We start from the raw sequence: 15,271 nt of genomic DNA, 5'->3' as shown, positions 1-15,271 counted from the left end.
TTTGTTTGTAAAAAGTGTGCATATGATCAGGATGGCAATGACGTGAGTGGAATACTGACGCGCTGGCGACAGTTAGGTAGACGCTACTTCTGGCCGCATCTCTTGTTAGGGATGGTCGCGGCGAGTTTAGGGTTGCCTGCGCTCAGCAATGCTGCCGAGCCTAACGCACCTGCGAAAGCCACCTCCAGTAATCATGAACCTTCTGCGAAGGTTAACTTTAGCCAGCTAGCTTTGCTTGAGGCTAACACTCGTCGGCCAAATTATTCCGTTGATTACTGGCATCAGCACGCAATTCGTACCGTTATTCGTCATCTCTCTTTTGCCATGGCACCGCAAGTCTTGCCTGTTGCAGAAGAGTCGTCCCCGCTGCAGGCTCAGCACCTTGCTCTGCTGAATACGCTCAGTGCGATGCTGACGCAAGAAGGTACACCTGCCACCATTGTGCACTGCGTGGACTATGCCCATTTCTCTCCTCTGGCTGCATTTAGCACATCCGTCTGGATTAGCCAGGCGCAGGGTATCCGCGCCGGCCCTCAACGCCTTAGCTAAAAATATAAAACCATTAATTCCTTGTATTGACTCCGCTGAGCGGGGCGTTTGAGATTTTATTATGCTTATCAAATTATTAACAAAAGTATTCGGTAGCCGTAACGATCGTACGTTGCGTCGTATGCGTAAAGCAGTCAATGTCATCAATGCGATGGAACCGGAGATGGAAAAACTCTCCGATGACGAGCTGAAAGCGAAAACTGCGGAATTCCGCGCCCGTCTGGAAAAAGGTGAAACAGTTGAAAGTCTGATCCCGGAAGCTTTCGCTGTGGTACGTGAAGCCAGTAAACGTGTATTTGGTATGCGTCACTTCGATGTGCAGCTGCTCGGCGGTATGGTTCTAAACGATCGCTGTATCGCAGAAATGCGTACTGGTGAAGGTAAAACACTGACCGCAACACTGCCTGCCTATCTTAATGCGTTGAGTGGTAAAGGTGTTCACGTAGTTACCGTCAACGACTATCTGGCCCAGCGTGACGCCGAAAATAACCGTCCGTTGTTTGAGTTCCTTGGCATGACCGTGGGGATCAACCTGCCAGGTATGCCTGCACCAGCGAAACGTGCGGCGTATGCAGCCGACATTACCTACGGTACAAACAACGAATTCGGCTTCGACTATCTGCGTGACAATATGGCATTTAGTCCGGAAGAGCGCGTACAGCGTAAACTGCATTATGCGCTGGTGGACGAAGTTGACTCCATTCTCATTGATGAAGCACGTACCCCACTGATCATTTCCGGCCCGGCAGAAGACAGTTCGGAAATGTACAAGAAAGTGAACAAAATCATCCCGCACCTGATTCGTCAGGAGAAGGAAGATTCGGATACGTTCCAGGGCGAAGGCCACTTCTCGGTTGATGAAAAATCGCGCCAGGTAAACCTGACCGAAAGAGGTCTGGTGTTGATCGAAGAATTACTGGTGAAAGAAGGCATTATGGATGAAGGTGAGTCGTTGTACTCCCCGGCTAACATTATGCTGATGCACCACGTAACAGCGGCACTGCGTGCACATGCCTTGTTTACCCGTGATGTTGATTACATCGTAAAAGACGGTGAAGTTATCATCGTTGATGAGCATACTGGCCGTACCATGCAAGGGCGTCGTTGGTCTGATGGTTTGCATCAGGCAGTGGAAGCGAAAGAAGGGGTGGAAATCCAGAACGAAAACCAGACGCTGGCTTCGATCACCTTCCAGAACTACTTCCGCTTGTATGAAAAACTGGCAGGTATGACCGGTACAGCGGATACCGAGGCATTCGAATTCCGTTCTATCTATCGACTGGATACCGTGGTTGTACCGACCAACCGTCCGATGATCCGCAAGGATATGCCGGATCTGGTGTATATGTCGGAAGCCGAGAAAATTCAGGCAATTATCGAAGATATCAAAGAGTGTACAGCGAGAAACCAGCCGGTACTGGTAGGTACTATCTCCATCGAAAAATCGGAGTTGGTGTCTAACGAGCTGACCAAAGCGGGTATCAAACATAACGTTCTGAACGCCAAATTCCACGCTAACGAAGCTGCTATCGTCGCCCAGGCGGGTTATCCTGGTGCGGTGACCATTGCAACTAACATGGCAGGCCGCGGTACGGATATCGTGCTGGGTGGTAGCTGGCAGGCAGAAGTTGCTGCTCTGGAAAACCCAACACCAGAGCAAATTGAAGAAATTAAAGCTGCATGGCAGGTTCGCCACGACCAGGTTCTGGCGGCGGGCGGTTTACACATCATTGGTACAGAACGTCACGAATCACGTCGTATTGATAACCAGTTACGTGGTCGTTCCGGTCGTCAGGGGGATGCGGGTTCTTCGCGTTTCTACCTGTCGATGGAAGATGCACTGATGCGTATTTTTGCCTCTGATCGCGTTTCCGGCATGATGCGCAAACTGGGTATGAAACCAGGCGAAGCCATTGAACACCCGTGGGTGACCAAAGCGATTGCTAACGCCCAACGTAAAGTTGAAAGCCGTAACTTCGATATTCGTAAGCAGTTGCTGGAATATGATGATGTGGCTAACGATCAGCGTCGCGCAATTTATGCACAGCGTAACGAACTGCTGGATGTCAGCGATGTAAGCGAAACCATCAATAGCATCCGTGAAGATGTCTTTAAAGTCACAATCGACGCTTATATTCCGCCACAATCTCTGGAAGAAATGTGGGATATTCCAGGTTTGCAAGAACGCCTGAAAAACGACTTCGATTTGGATATGCCGATTGCAGAATGGCTGGATAAAGAGCCGGAGTTGCATGAAGAGACGCTGCGCGAACGTATTCTGACTCACGCCATCGAAGTTTATAAGCGTAAAGAAGAGATTGTTGGTGCTGAGATGATGCGCCACTTTGAAAAAGGCGTGATGCTGCAAACACTCGACTCCCTTTGGAAAGAGCACCTGGCAGCAATGGATTATCTGCGTCAGGGTATCCACCTGCGTGGTTACGCACAAAAAGATCCGAAGCAGGAATACAAGCGTGAGTCTTTCTCAATGTTTGCTGCAATGCTGGAATCACTGAAATATGAAGTGGTCAGTACGCTGAGTAAAGTTCAGGTACGTATGCCGGAAGAAGTTGAAGAGCTGGAGCAGCAGCGTCGTATGGAAGCCGAGCGTTTAGCACAAATGCAGCAGCTGAGCCATCAGGATGACGACACTGCTGCAGCTGCGGCACTTGCTGCCCAAACGGGGGATCGTAAAGTGGGTCGTAATGATCCTTGCCCGTGTGGTTCTGGTAAAAAATACAAGCAGTGCCATGGCCGCCTGCAGTAATTAAATATTCACACATAAGGTAAAAGGCGCAGGATTCTGCGCCTTTTTTACAGGTTTAAAGCATGAAAAAACTGCAAATTGCGGTAGGGATAATCCGTAACCAAAAGCATGAAATCTTTATAACGCAGCGTGCAGCAGATGCGCATATGGCGAATAAACTTGAGTTTCCTGGTGGCAAAATTGAGGCGGGAGAAACACCCGATCAGGCAGTAATTCGCGAGCTGCAGGAAGAGGTTGGTATCACCCCAGAACGATTCTCACTGTTTGAAAAACTTGAGTATCAGTTCCCTGACAGACATATCACGCTTTGGTTTTGGTTGGTTGAAGGCTGGAAAGGTGAGCCATGGGGTAAAGAAGGGCAACCGGGTCAATGGATTGCACTTGACAATCTGAATGCGGAAGATTTTCCTCCGGCTAATGAACCAGTAATTGCAAAGCTCAAGCGTTTACAGGTCGGATAAGACGTTACGCCGTATTCTACATTTACACCAGATGCCTGATGCGACGCTGGCGCGTCAGGCCTGGTATCCGACAATGTTACAAACATAACGTCCGGTTATTTTGGTTCTTCGCTCCAGTCATCGCTTTCGGACAGATCGCCACTGCTGGGAATGCGTTTTTCCTCTGCGGCCCATTCTCCCAGGTCAATTAGCTGACAACGTTTAGAGCAAAATGGACGAAAGGGGCTTATTTCTCCCCAGACAACAGTTTTCCCGCAGGTTGGACAATTAACGGTAATCGTTTCTGACATTTTTACCCCTTAGCAGCAGGCCAGTTCAAAGTCCAGGCGTTCTGGCACCAGACCATTTTCACTGTCCAGCGGCATGAATCGAATCGCAAAACGGCTCTTATGACCGGAAATTTGCGGATAGAGCTGTGAATCCAGTGGCAATTGCAGACGCAGCAGATCGGCATCTTCGCCATTATCCTGATAAAAACCATTCAGGCTGGTTTGTTTGCGGAATGGAACAGAATTACGAATTAAATCCAGAACCAATGTGAGCGCATGGTTAAGCGGGCTGAGGCTGGCGAGCCATGTTTCGATTTGTGCATCACGCATTGCCTGTGGCATATGCAGCCAAATATGCAGTGTCGGTAAATCAAAACTACAGCAGCCGCCAGGGATACTCAGACGCTGACGAACCAGAGCAATCAGGCGATCTTCACGTAAAAATTGCCCGATACGCGGTGCAGAAATCAAAATACTTCCTGCGTTTTTTAACTCTGTTCGTAGCGCTTCAATACGGTCCTGGTCAACGCCCGGAACTTCAATCCACGCCTGAAGTTTCCGTTGTTGGCGTTCCAGTTCTTTGAGGAGTTCAGTACGCACTTCACCACGTTCAAACACATCCAGCAGGTCGGCAACATTGCGGAAGAAATGCAAAGCGCCAGCATGATCGGCAACAGGCAGATTGACGGAGAGTTGTTGAATCAGAAATTCAATACGCAACCATGTGCGCATTTTTTCATTAAGAGGATGTTCAAAAAGAACCTGGGTGTGCATTATGGTTTTTCCTGTGAGACAAACTGCGCCGCGAGTTGTAAATACTTCGCGTGCAGGTGGGCGACATCCGATGCAATCGCATCCGCTGTGCCGTTATTATCAATAACGTCGTCTGCCACGGCAAGGCGCGCGTCACGCGTGGCCTGGGCAGCAAGAATTTGTTCAACATGCTCGCGCGTAACATCATCACGCCGCATAGTTCGTTTGAGCTGTGTTTCTGGCGTGACATCGATAACGAGGACACGATTCGCTTTTTTATATAATGCGTTTTCCACCAGCAATGGCACAACCCATAACACGTAAGGGGAAGTTGCACGTTGAATCTGACACTGGGTTTCCTGCTGAATCAAAGGATGAAGCAGGGCATTTAGCCAGGCTTTCTCCTCCGGGTGAGAAAATATTCGTTCTCGTAAAACCCGCCGTTTCAATGACCCATCTTCAGCAATAATTTCACGACCAAAATGTTCTTCGATTTCCTTAAGCGCGGGTTTTCCAGGTTCAACTACCTGACGTGCAATAATATCAGCGTCAATGATATTTATACCGAGACGGGCAAACGCATTTGCAACAGTGCTTTTACCACTACCAATACCGCCCGTTAAGGCTACCGTATACCTCATATATGTATATTCCTGGAATTAAACATATTAATCAGTTTGTTAAAAAATAAACGGTGGAAATGGCCGTTAAAGCGGATGGTACTTACCATTCGTCAGGTAAATTTATGGGATTGTAGCGTAAAAAAAGAGAATTTCGCAGTCTTGCACGGTACTGATTAGTGCGTATGATAGCGTCACTGGAGTTGTGCTTTAACCCTTACTGCCATTAACCCCAGGAATCCGCACATGCGTATCGAAGAAGATCTGAAATTAGGTTTCAAAGACGTTCTCATCCGCCCTAAACGCTCCACTCTCAAAAGTCGCTCCGATGTTGAACTGGAACGCCAATTCACCTTTAAACACTCAGGCCAAAGCTGGTCAGGTGTACCTATTATTGCCGCAAACATGGATACCGTTGGAACATTTTCCATGGCATCTGCACTGGCCTCTTTCGACATTTTGACTGCTGTTCATAAACATTATTCTGTTGAAGAATGGCAGGCGTTTGTGAACAGCTCTTCTGTCGACGTGCTGAAACATGTCATGGTTTCCACCGGAACTTCTGACGCTGATTTCGAAAAAACCAAACAAATTTTGGCGCTTAATCCGGCATTAAACTTCGTTTGTATTGATGTAGCGAATGGCTACTCCGAACATTTCGTCCAGTTTGTGGCGAAAGCGCGTGAAGCATGGCCGACCAAAACCATTTGTGCAGGCAATGTGGTAACTGGCGAAATGTGCGAAGAGCTGATCCTGTCTGGCGCTGATATCGTTAAAGTCGGCATTGGTCCAGGCTCTGTTTGTACAACTCGCGTGAAAACGGGGGTCGGTTATCCGCAACTTTCTGCGGTAATCGAATGTGCCGATGCGGCACACGGTTTGGGCGGTATGATTGTCAGCGATGGCGGTTGCACCACGCCGGGCGATGTCGCTAAAGCCTTTGGCGGCGGCGCCGATTTCGTGATGCTGGGCGGTATGCTGGCGGGTCACGAAGAAAGTGGCGGACGTATTGTCGAAGAGAACGGCGAGAAATTTATGCTGTTCTACGGTATGAGCTCCGAGTCTGCCATGAAACGCCACGTTGGCGGCGTTGCGGAGTATCGCGCGGCAGAAGGTAAAACGGTTAAGTTGCCGCTGCGTGGGCCGGTAGAAAATACCGCTCGCGATATTCTCGGTGGTCTGCGTTCCGCTTGCACTTATGTTGGTGCTTCTCGTTTGAAAGAGTTGACCAAACGCACAACGTTTATTCGCGTTCAGGAACAAGAAAACCGTATTTTCAATAGCCTGTAACCACGCAACGCTGGCGTGCAAACTCACGCCAGCGTTATCCCATTCCACTCATTGCATCTCCAAGATGGAATATTGGTAAATACATTGCCACTACCAACGTTCCGATAATGATCCCTGTCACCACCAGTAATGCTGGCTCCAGAAGAGCAGCCAGGCTGTCTGCAAGACTGAATGTATTTTCGCTGTGGTGCTGAGCAAGATTGTGCAACATGGAGTCCAGCGAACCAGACGCTTCACCTGTTCTCACCAGTTGCATACATAGTGGACTGAACTCTTCGGCGTTTTTTAATGCCAGCCAGATGGGATGCCCCGTGCTGATTTCCTGCTGCATTTGCCTTAACCGTTGTGACCAGTATGGGCAACTGATGGTTTCTCTGACACTCTCCAACCCCTGCAAAAACGAGATCCCAACACTTTGTGTTAACGCGAGAATAGTAAAAATCTGTGTGAGCTTTTGCCCGCGTATCAGCGCACCAACGACAGGACAGCGAAGCAGCAAACGCTGGCGAATAATAAGCCACTCTGTGTTGCGACTGATTAACCGATTTGCGATAGCCAGCAGGACGATTAAGGCCATTATTAACCCTCCCCACTGACTGATAAAATCAGCTGTAGCCATGACACCTTGTGTCAGTGCAGGCAAGGGCGTGTTGAAGGTTTTATAAATAGCGGCAAATTCAGGCAACACAAAATGCAGCATTGCTACAACCACAACAATAGCCAGCGTTAAAATGATCAGCGGATAGCGCAATGCTTTTTTCACTTTCTCTGCCAGTAAATGCTGTGCTTTTTGCTGGCGGGCCAGTTCAAAACAACATTCATCCAGCTTTCCGGTTAATTCACCTGTACGGATCATCGCCTGGTAAAGTGGGGGAAATACCTCTGACCATTGCGTTAATGCACGGGAAAGCGCATTGCCTTGCTCCAGTTCATGGGCCAGTGTCTGTAACAGTGCCTGCCATTGTTTACTGGGATGCTGCCCGGCAAGTAGCGCTAACCCTTCAGAAAGTGTTAGTCCAGCTTTTAGCAGCGTTGCTAACTGATGGATAACTTCTGCGCTTCTTCGTGAACTCCAGTGGGCCTTCTGCACGTTTATCTTTCTCATGCTTAGGGGCGTGATCCGCAACTGCTGCAAATTAAGTAGCAGTCCGGCACGGTTTTGTGCCCACAATACGCCTTCTTGTGCGTGGCCATCGCTGTCAATCCCTTGCCAGCACCAGAGTTGCTTAGTGGCCATGAGGTATTCCCAACACGCGAATGAGCTCTTCAAACGTGGTTAACCCTTGCTCAACAGCCTGGCAGCCATTAGCAAAAAGCGGCTGGATACCTTCCTGTTGTGCGTGTGTTTCCAGTTCTGCCACACCACTACCGTTAGCGATCAACTGGCGTAACGATGGTGTGATGGGAAGAACTTCAAACAGCGCAACTCGACCGTAGAATCCCTGATTGCAGTGTTTGCAACCCAGAGCCTGCCAACGAGGAAGTGGTGTTGACCATAAATTCTCAGGAAGTGTGATTGACTCGCCATGAATATGACGGCAATGCGGACAAAGTTTTCTGACCAGGCGTTGGGCCACAACCAGTGTCAGTGCTGAAGACAACATCCAGTGGGCTACGCCCATTTGTTGCAACCGCACCAAAGTTTCACTGGTGGAGTTGGTATGCAGTGTTGAAAGCACCAGATGCCCGGTTTGCGCAGCTTTAATGGCTATTTCTGCTGTTTCACCATCACGAATTTCGCCCACCATGATGACATCAGGATCCTGGCGAAGAAGTGCCCGTAATACTCCCTGAAAGGTTAGCCCGGCGCGTGGGTGAATTTGTGTCTGATTTAATCCGTCAATGGGGATCTCAACAGGATCTTCCACGCTACAGAGATTGCTTTGTGGCGTATTTCGCGTTTGCAGTGCGCTATACAACGTGACAGTTTTACCGCTACCCGTTGGGCCGGTCACCAGTATCAGCCCCTGTGGTTGTTGCAGTGCCTGAATAAAGGGCTCCAGCTGGTTTTGTTGCATCCCCAGTTGGTGAATATCCAGTGCTTGTTCGACCTGATGCAGAAGGCGTAACACCACTTTTTCACCGCCACGACAAGGCAGAGTAGCAATTCGAAAAGAGACAGCATTCCCCGCCAAATCAACAGTAAATTGGCCATCTTGCGGCAGGCGGTGTTCCGCGATATCGAGATTACCCAGAACTTTCAGTCTTGCTGTCAATGCGGTTCCCGTCTCTTTTGCGACATCAGGAAGCGCGTGAAGAACGCCATCTATACGTAGTCGAATACGGTAACAACTTTCCGCTGGTTCGACATGAATGTCAGAAGCTCGTTTAGCCAGTGCCGAATGCAATGTTTGATTGAGTAGCTCTGCCGCCGTCAGATGACCAGGCGAAACAACGGCAGGAAGTGTTTGCTGCGGTTGATGCTGGTGGCTTTCCATTTGTTGGCGTGTCCAACAGACAATGTTGATCCGTTTTTGTGTTGCAAAATGCAGAGCGTCCAGCAACTCATGGGAAGGGGCATCCACAACGGCAACGTTAATCACTTCTTGATCACTATCTAACAAGATGCCCTGGTAACGTTGGCAGAGCGCAGTAAGTTGTGCGTTATTCATAGCCGCTCCTTAATTGCCGTTAAAACGGAAAACATCTTCACACGCCTGTTGTAAGGTGCTATCGCTTTGGATATTGCAGTTACGTGTCCAGCCAGTGATGCCGTTACCGTTACTCCAGTTTGGCGTCATAACAACGTTTAGGCCGTTGAGACTTTCCTGGCCGGTAAGCGTCACTACGCCTTGCGCGATACTCATACCCGAGACATAGCGTGTGGTGGTAGCAGAAGGAATACCATTGCTGCCCGCATCGCAGGTGGTGACTCCGCCATGTTCAAGTGCGCACAACTCGACTGCGGTTCGGTAAGGAACAAAAGTTTGCAGCATATCGGTCAGTGCTGCTTTGCGAAGGTAGTTTTGATAAGCAGGAATGCCAATGGCACTCAGGATGGCAATAATACCGATGACCACCATCAGCTCGATAAGAGTAAAACCGCGTTGTTTGTCCATTTTTTCACTCCATGATTACGTTGGCGCTACTTTGACAAACACAATTCAGGCTGGCGAGGATGAAAAATCAAAACGGGAAAGCCGCTCCAGAGGTTTTTAATCGGATTGCATAAAGGCACAGGCGAGATGCGAGGCGGCTCGAAAAACAGGGAGAGAAATTTATGACGGGCAGGACAATGTTATCCCGCCCGTTAAGGCATCTTCAGGAAAGGGTTAGCGAAAACGCATGGAGAGATCGAGTGCTCTGACATGTTTGGTCAATGCACCTACCGAGATAAAATCTACCCCAGTCTGCGCAAATTCACGCAGTGTTTTTTCCGTGACGTTACCAGAGACCTCCAGCTGCGCCTTACCATTTGTACGTTTTACGGCTTCGCGCATCTGCTCTGTTTCAAAGTTATCCAGCATGATGATATCTGCACCTGCTTTTAAAGCTTCATCCAGTTCTTCCAGGTTTTCGACTTCCACTTCTACCGGCACATCGGGGTGTAACCAAAATGCTTTTTCCACAGCCTGTCGCACTGAACCGGAGGCAATAATATGGTTTTCTTTGATCAGAAAGGCATCGGAAAGTCCCAGTCGATGATTCGCCCCTCCACCACAAAGTACGGCATATTTTAATGCGGAGCGCAGACCTGGCAGGGTTTTACGTGTATCCAGCAGTTGGGTATTGGTGCCCGCGAGAAGATCAACATACTGGCGAACTTTACTCGCTACACCAGAAAGTGTTTGTACAAAATTCAGTGCGGTACGTTCACCCGTTAGCAGCACTCGAGACGGGCCTTCCAGTTCGAAAAGCGGCTGATTTTCTTTTATGGTATCGCCATCATCCACATGCCAGGTAATGGTGACATCGTCGCCCGCCAGTTGAATAAATACCTCTTCAACCCAGCGTTTACCGCAAAAAACACCATTTTCGCGGGTGATAACAGTGGCATGAGAGCGAGAATTTTCCGGTAAAAGCTGTGCCGTAATATCATTGTTGGCATCTACTTTTCCGCCTAAATCTTCCCGTAGTGCCTGTGCTACAGCATTGGGAATATCGAGATTTATGCGTTCCAGCAACTCGTCACGTCGGAAGTCAGGGTTGTAGCGGCGAGGCGGCATGATAAAACTCCAGTTAGCTAACGAATCATAAGATAGAAACATGCTACTCTGAAGCGGGTATCAGCACCACATATAAGGAGATCCTGAATGTTGTTAGAAAATGGGTGGTTAGCAGAGGCACGTCGAGTTCCTTCTCCGCATTACGATTGCCGCCCGGATGACGAGGCCCCGTCACTTTTGGTGGTGCACAATATCAGTTTGCCGCCAGGGGAATTTGGTGGTCCGTGGATAGACGCATTATTCACCGGAACTATTGATCCTGATGCCCATCCTTTCTTTGCTGAAATTGCTCATTTGCGTGTATCAGCGCATTGCTTAATTCGTCGCGACGGCGAAATTGTCCAGTATGTTCCTTTTGATAAGCGCGCCTGGCATGCAGGTGTGTCAAATTACCAGGGGCGTGAACGTTGCAATGATTTTTCGATAGGTATTGAGCTGGAAGGTACCGATACGCTTGCTTATACCGATGCTCAGTACTTACAACTGGCGGCAGTGACACGGGCACTGATCACGCTTTATCCGTTGATTGCTAACAATATGACAGGGCATTGCGATATTGCTCCAGAACGTAAAACCGACCCCGGTCAGGCATTTGACTGGGCACGGTTTCGCGCTCTGGTGAATAAGGAGGCAATATGACGTTGTTTACAACCTTACTGGTGCTAATTTTTGAGCGCCTGTTTAAGTTGGGCGAGCACTGGCAATTTGATCACCGTCTTGAGGCTTTATTCCGGCGAGTTAAACATTTTTCCGCTGGGCGCACTTTAGGGATGATGCTCATTACAATGGCTATCACCTTCTTGCTACTGCGTGGTTTACAAGGACTTCTGTTCAATGTTCCCACACTGTTGGTCTGGATCCTGATCTCCTTGCTGTGTATTGGTGCAGGTCGTGCCAGAGTGCATTATCACGCTTACCTGAAAGCGGCATCCCAGGATGATGCCCATGCACGTAAAACAATGGCTAATGAGTTAACGTTGATTCATGGCGTGCCACCCGATTGTGATGAACGTGAGTATTTGCGTGAACTGCAAAATGCGCTGCTATGGATTAACTTCCGCTATTATCTGGCTCCATTATTCTGGTTGGTGGTGGGCGGTTCCTGGGGGCCTGTGACACTTGTTGGTTATGCATTTTTACGTGCCTGGCAATCCTGGCTGGCTCGTTATCAAACACCGCAGCAGCGTCAGCAGTCAGGAGTAGATGCCATTTTACATGTTCTGGATTGGTTGCCAGTTCGCCTTGCGGGGGTTGTTTATGCTTTAACCGGACATGGTGAAAAAGCGCTCCCAGCCTGGTTTGCCTCATTAACTGATCTACATAGCTCCCAATATCATGTACTTACCCGGCTGGCCCAGTTCTCACTGGCGCGCGATCCACATCTCGATAAAGTCGAAAAGCCAAAAGCAGCGGTTGCTATGGCGAAGAAAACGTCTGTTGTGGTGGTTGTGGTGATTGCCGTTTTAACGATTTACGGTGCGCTGGTCTGAGTTAAATGCCCTCACTGGGGAGGTGAGGGCGAAAAGAAATTAGTGGGCTTTTACTGCTTTTGCCGTTTTTTCTTTAAACAGATAGCCGATACCTAACACGATCAGCCATACCGGGATCAGGTATACCGAAATCGCCATTCCTGGGGTCATCAGCATAATCACCAGTACCGCCGCCATAAACAGCAGGCAGATCCAGTTACCCAGCGGATAAAGCAGAGCAGGGAAGCGAGTTACCACGCCTTGTTCCTGCTTGGCGCGACGGAATTTCATATGCGCCAGGCTAATCATCGCCCAGTTGATTACCAGTGCAGATACCACCAGCGCCATTAACAGTCCGAATGCGGATTCCGGTGCAAGGTAGTTAATCAGCACGCACAATGCCGTAACCAGCGCAGACACCAGAATAGTGTTAACCGGTACACCGCGTTTGTCGACAGACGCCAGCGCTTTTGGCGCGTTGCCCTGTTGTGCCAGACCAAACAGCATACGGCTGTTGCAATATACGCAGCTGTTGTACACGGAGAGCGCAGCAGTCAGTACCACGATGTTCAGTGCATTCGCCACAAAGGTATCGCCTAACTCGTGGAAGATCAGCACAAACGGACTGGTATCGGCGGTAACGCGGGTCCACGGCATCAGCGAGAGCAGTACGGCTAACGAACCAATGTAGAAAATCAGGATGCGGTAGATAACCTGATTAGTTGCTTTCGGGATACTTTGCTCCGGGTTATCAGCTTCTGCTGCGGTGATCCCCACCAGTTCCAGACCACCAAACGAGAACATGATAATCGCCATCATCATCACCAGCCCGGTAAAGCCGTGCGGCAGGAAACCACCCTGATCCCACAGGTTGCTAACGGTCGCCTGCGGGCCGCCGTTGCCACTGAACAGTAGCCAGCCGCCGAAGATGATCATCGCTACCACCGCAATAACTTTGATAATGGCAAACCAGAACTCCATCTCACCAAACACTTTAACGTTAGTCAGGTTGATGGCGTTGATCACCACAAAGAATACGGCGGCAGAAACCCAGGTTGGGATTTCTGGATACCAGAACTGAATGTATTTACCCACAGCAGTCAGCTCTGCCATGGCAACTAAAACGTACAGTACCCAGTAGTTCCAGCCAGAGGCGAAACCAGCAAAGCTGCCCCAGTATTTATAAGCAAAGTGGCTAAAGGAGCCTGCGACAGGTTCTTCTACCACCATTTCACCCAGCTGACGCATGATCAGAAAGGCGATAAAACCAGCAATGGCGTAACCCAGGATAATCCCTGGCCCTGCGGACTGTATTACGGAGGCGCTACCCAGGAATAGCCCTGTTCCTATCGCGCCACCCAGCGCGATAAGCTGAATATGGCGGTTTTTAAGGCCGCGCTTTAGCTGCTCGCCGTGCTGTTGACCTTCCATCATGAAACCTCGTGTTGTGTTTACTCTTTATATTTCATGCCGCCTGAATGCACTGAACTATTTTGAGTAAATATTGTTCTGAACTCGCAGTGATGCGTGTGTAATTGTGTACTTCCGATTTTTGTATTTTTTTCTTTACGGTTTCCAATGGTGAATTGTTACCGAAAGTCTTCCGTCAGTTCAAGAATAATGGTAGGCGGCAGTGAATGCACCTGATTTGTGCAGGAATAAATGTGGAGTGCGTAAAAAGTCACCAATTGTCAATTTCCTAATAATTGCACCACTAAATTAAAATGATTATTAATTCAATCAGTATGAATAAAAATACATGATATTGGTGAGTGAATCGCTTCAGGTTGCATGATTTTTCGTTTCATTGAAGTTAAATTTTCTTCAGGCTGAGTAAATTTAACATTTGTGCATAGTTACAACTTTGAAACGTTATATATGTCAACTTGTTAAAATGTGCACGGTTTCATGATTTCAATCAAAACCTGTATGGACATAAGGTGAATACTTTGTTACTTTAGCGTCACAGACATGAAATTGGTAAGACCAATTGACTTCGGCAAGTGGCTTAAGACAGGAATTCATGGCCTACAGCAAAATCCGCCAACCAAAACTCTCCGATGTGATTGAGCAGCAACTGGAGTTTTTGATCCTCGAAGGCACACTCCGCCCGGGCGAAAAACTCCCACCGGAACGCGAACTGGCGAAACAGTTCGACGTCTCCCGTCCCTCCTTGCGTGAGGCGATTCAACGTCTCGAAGCAAAGGGCTTGTTGCTTCGTCGCCAGGGTGGCGGCACTTTTGTCCAGAGCAGCCTCTGGCAAAGCTTCAGCGATCCGCTGGTGGAGCTGCTCTCCGACCATCCTGAATCACAGTATGACTTGCTCGAAACACGACACGCCCTGGAAGGTATCGCCGCTTATTACGCCGCGCTGCGTAGTACCGATGAAGACAAGGAACGCATCCGTGAACTCCACCACGCCATAGAGCTGGCGCAGCAGTCTGGCGATCTGGACGCGGAATCAAACGCCGTCCTCCAGTATCAGATTGCCGTCACCGAAGCAGCCCACAATGTAGTTCTGCTTCATCTGCTAAGGTGTATGGAGCCGATGTTGGCTCAGAATGTCCGTCAGAACTTCGAATTGCTCTATTCGCGTCGCGAGATGCTGCCGCTGGTGAGTAGTCACCGCACTCGCATATTCGAAGCGATTATGGCCGGTAAGCCGGAAGAAGCGCGCGAAGCATCGCATCGCCATCTGGCCTTTATCGAAGAAATTTTGCTCGACAGAAGCCGTGAAGAGAGCCGCCGTGAGCGTTCTCTGCGTCGTCTGGAACAACGAAAGAATTAGTGATTTTTCTGGTAAAAATTATCCAGAAGATGTTGTAAATCAAGCGCATATAAAAGCGCGGCAACTAAACGTAGAACCTGTCTTATTGAGCTTTCCGGCGAGAGTTCAATGGGACAGGTTCCAGAAAACTCAACGTTAT

Annotated in this window: 15 protein-coding genes; 7 read left to right on the top strand and 8 right to left on the bottom strand. The window is 49.0% G+C overall.

Annotation, left to right across the window (positions count from 1 at the left end; all coding sequences use genetic code 11):
• Positions 1 to 42 precede the first annotated feature (42 nt).
• The 3 genes from secM to mutT all read left to right on the top strand — a co-directional run bounded on the left by secM (position 43) and on the right by mutT (position 3,777).
• Positions 43 to 549: a secA translation cis-regulator SecM gene (gene secM / locus K0335_RS10570; protein ID WP_104919974.1), complete on the top strand. Its 507-nt coding sequence runs from the start codon at positions 43 to 45 to the stop codon at positions 547 to 549.
• A gap of 61 nt (positions 550 to 610) precedes the next feature.
• Positions 611 to 3,316, top strand: coding sequence for a preprotein translocase subunit SecA (gene secA / locus K0335_RS10565; protein WP_000905746.1), 2,706 nt, complete (start codon positions 611 to 613; stop codon positions 3,314 to 3,316).
• Positions 3,317 to 3,378: 62 nt separating this feature from the next.
• Entirely contained in the window at positions 3,379 to 3,777 is a 399-nt protein-coding gene (gene mutT / locus K0335_RS10560; RefSeq protein WP_104919975.1) for an 8-oxo-dGTP diphosphatase MutT, read from the top strand.
• Between the two features lie 95 nt (positions 3,778 to 3,872).
• Here mutT and yacG read toward each other — a convergent pair whose 3' ends face one another.
• The 3 genes from yacG to coaE are packed head-to-tail and all read right to left on the bottom strand — an operon-like array spanning position 3,873 to position 5,440.
• Positions 3,873 to 4,067 carry a DNA gyrase inhibitor YacG gene (yacG, locus tag K0335_RS10555; protein WP_000005041.1) on the bottom strand — a complete coding sequence of 65 codons (195 nt, stop codon included), beginning with the start codon at positions 4,065 to 4,067 and terminating at the stop codon, positions 3,873 to 3,875.
• Between the two features lie 9 nt (positions 4,068 to 4,076).
• The gene (zapD, locus tag K0335_RS10550) at positions 4,077 to 4,820 is read right to left on the bottom strand and encodes a cell division protein ZapD (protein ID WP_000557448.1); all 744 of its coding nucleotides are present in this window, start codon (positions 4,818 to 4,820) and stop codon (positions 4,077 to 4,079) included.
• Positions 4,820 to 5,440: a dephospho-CoA kinase gene (coaE, locus tag K0335_RS10545; protein WP_104919976.1), complete on the bottom strand. Its 621-nt coding sequence runs from the start codon at positions 5,438 to 5,440 to the stop codon at positions 4,820 to 4,822. Before coaE ends, zapD begins: the two co-directional genes overlap by 1 nt.
• A gap of 225 nt (positions 5,441 to 5,665) precedes the next feature.
• Between coaE and guaC the strand changes: the two genes are divergently transcribed.
• Positions 5,666 to 6,709: a GMP reductase gene (gene guaC, locus K0335_RS10540; RefSeq protein WP_001217353.1), complete on the top strand. Its 1,044-nt coding sequence runs from the start codon at positions 5,666 to 5,668 to the stop codon at positions 6,707 to 6,709.
• 34 nt (positions 6,710 to 6,743) lie between these two features.
• On the opposite strand, the gene hofC is transcribed toward guaC, so the two are convergent.
• From hofC to nadC, 4 genes are all read right to left on the bottom strand, one after another.
• Positions 6,744 to 7,946 (bottom strand): protein transport protein HofC, encoded by a 1,203-nt coding sequence (gene hofC, locus K0335_RS10535; RefSeq protein WP_000201911.1) that lies wholly within the window; start codon positions 7,944 to 7,946, stop codon positions 6,744 to 6,746.
• Complete coding sequence (gene gspE, locus K0335_RS10530; protein WP_001057870.1) at positions 7,936 to 9,321, bottom strand: type II secretion system protein GspE; 1,386 nt, start codon at positions 9,319 to 9,321, stop codon at positions 7,936 to 7,938. Before gspE ends, hofC begins: the two co-directional genes overlap by 11 nt.
• A gap of 9 nt (positions 9,322 to 9,330) precedes the next feature.
• Positions 9,331 to 9,768 (bottom strand): prepilin peptidase-dependent pilin, encoded by a 438-nt coding sequence (gene ppdD / locus K0335_RS10525; RefSeq protein ID WP_104919977.1) that lies wholly within the window; start codon positions 9,766 to 9,768, stop codon positions 9,331 to 9,333.
• A gap of 213 nt (positions 9,769 to 9,981) precedes the next feature.
• Complete coding sequence (nadC, locus tag K0335_RS10520; RefSeq protein ID WP_001135144.1) at positions 9,982 to 10,875, bottom strand: carboxylating nicotinate-nucleotide diphosphorylase; 894 nt, start codon at positions 10,873 to 10,875, stop codon at positions 9,982 to 9,984.
• An 87-nt stretch (positions 10,876 to 10,962) separates the two neighbouring features.
• Between nadC and ampD the strand changes: the two genes are divergently transcribed.
• Positions 10,963 to 11,514: a 1,6-anhydro-N-acetylmuramyl-L-alanine amidase AmpD gene (gene ampD / locus K0335_RS10515; RefSeq protein WP_000923695.1), complete on the top strand. Its 552-nt coding sequence runs from the start codon at positions 10,963 to 10,965 to the stop codon at positions 11,512 to 11,514.
• Entirely contained in the window at positions 11,511 to 12,365 is an 855-nt protein-coding gene (ampE, locus tag K0335_RS10510) for a beta-lactamase regulator AmpE (protein ID WP_000171974.1), read from the top strand. The genes ampD and ampE overlap by 4 nt, the downstream gene beginning before the upstream one ends.
• Positions 12,366 to 12,404: 39 nt before the next feature.
• Here ampE and aroP read toward each other — a convergent pair whose 3' ends face one another.
• Positions 12,405 to 13,778: an aromatic amino acid transporter AroP gene (gene aroP, locus K0335_RS10505; protein WP_000969915.1), complete on the bottom strand. Its 1,374-nt coding sequence runs from the start codon at positions 13,776 to 13,778 to the stop codon at positions 12,405 to 12,407.
• A gap of 589 nt (positions 13,779 to 14,367) precedes the next feature.
• Here aroP and pdhR point away from each other — a divergent pair.
• Entirely contained in the window at positions 14,368 to 15,132 is a 765-nt protein-coding gene (gene pdhR, locus K0335_RS10500; RefSeq protein ID WP_000331776.1) for a pyruvate dehydrogenase complex transcriptional repressor PdhR, read from the top strand.
• Positions 15,133 to 15,271: the final 139 nt, after the last annotated feature.

It is taken from the genome of Escherichia sp. GZ89 (assembly GCF_019366485.1).
Lineage (GTDB): Bacteria > Pseudomonadota > Gammaproteobacteria > Enterobacterales > Enterobacteriaceae > Escherichia > Escherichia fergusonii.
Note: the sequence above shows the minus strand (reverse complement) of the source record. Positions and strands in the feature narration are given on the sequence as shown.

What these genes read in the sequence shown, in the direction of transcription:
- ppdD (WP_104919977.1), bottom strand. Translation starts at nt 9,768, where the DNA reads ATGGACAAACAACGCGGTTTTACTCTTATCGAGCTGATGGTGGTCATC.
- zapD (WP_000557448.1), bottom strand. Translation starts at nt 4,820, where the DNA reads ATGCACACCCAGGTTCTTTTTGAACATCCTCTTAATGAAAAAATGCGC.
- gspE (WP_001057870.1), bottom strand. Translation starts at nt 9,321, where the DNA reads ATGAATAACGCACAACTTACTGCGCTCTGCCAACGTTACCAGGGCATC.
- coaE (WP_104919976.1), bottom strand. Translation starts at nt 5,440, where the DNA reads ATGAGGTATACGGTAGCCTTAACGGGCGGTATTGGTAGTGGTAAAAGC.
- nadC (WP_001135144.1), bottom strand. Translation starts at nt 10,875, where the DNA reads ATGCCGCCTCGCCGCTACAACCCTGACTTCCGACGTGACGAGTTGCTG.
- pdhR (WP_000331776.1), top strand. Translation starts at nt 14,368, where the DNA reads ATGGCCTACAGCAAAATCCGCCAACCAAAACTCTCCGATGTGATTGAG.
- secA (WP_000905746.1), top strand. Translation starts at nt 611, where the DNA reads ATGCTTATCAAATTATTAACAAAAGTATTCGGTAGCCGTAACGATCGT.
- guaC (WP_001217353.1), top strand. Translation starts at nt 5,666, where the DNA reads ATGCGTATCGAAGAAGATCTGAAATTAGGTTTCAAAGACGTTCTCATC.
- ampD (WP_000923695.1), top strand. Translation starts at nt 10,963, where the DNA reads ATGTTGTTAGAAAATGGGTGGTTAGCAGAGGCACGTCGAGTTCCTTCT.
- yacG (WP_000005041.1), bottom strand. Translation starts at nt 4,067, where the DNA reads ATGTCAGAAACGATTACCGTTAATTGTCCAACCTGCGGGAAAACTGTT.
- aroP (WP_000969915.1), bottom strand. Translation starts at nt 13,778, where the DNA reads ATGATGGAAGGTCAACAGCACGGCGAGCAGCTAAAGCGCGGCCTTAAA.
- hofC (WP_000201911.1), bottom strand. Translation starts at nt 7,946, where the DNA reads ATGGCCACTAAGCAACTCTGGTGCTGGCAAGGGATTGACAGCGATGGC.
- ampE (WP_000171974.1), top strand. Translation starts at nt 11,511, where the DNA reads ATGACGTTGTTTACAACCTTACTGGTGCTAATTTTTGAGCGCCTGTTT.
- mutT (WP_104919975.1), top strand. Translation starts at nt 3,379, where the DNA reads ATGAAAAAACTGCAAATTGCGGTAGGGATAATCCGTAACCAAAAGCAT.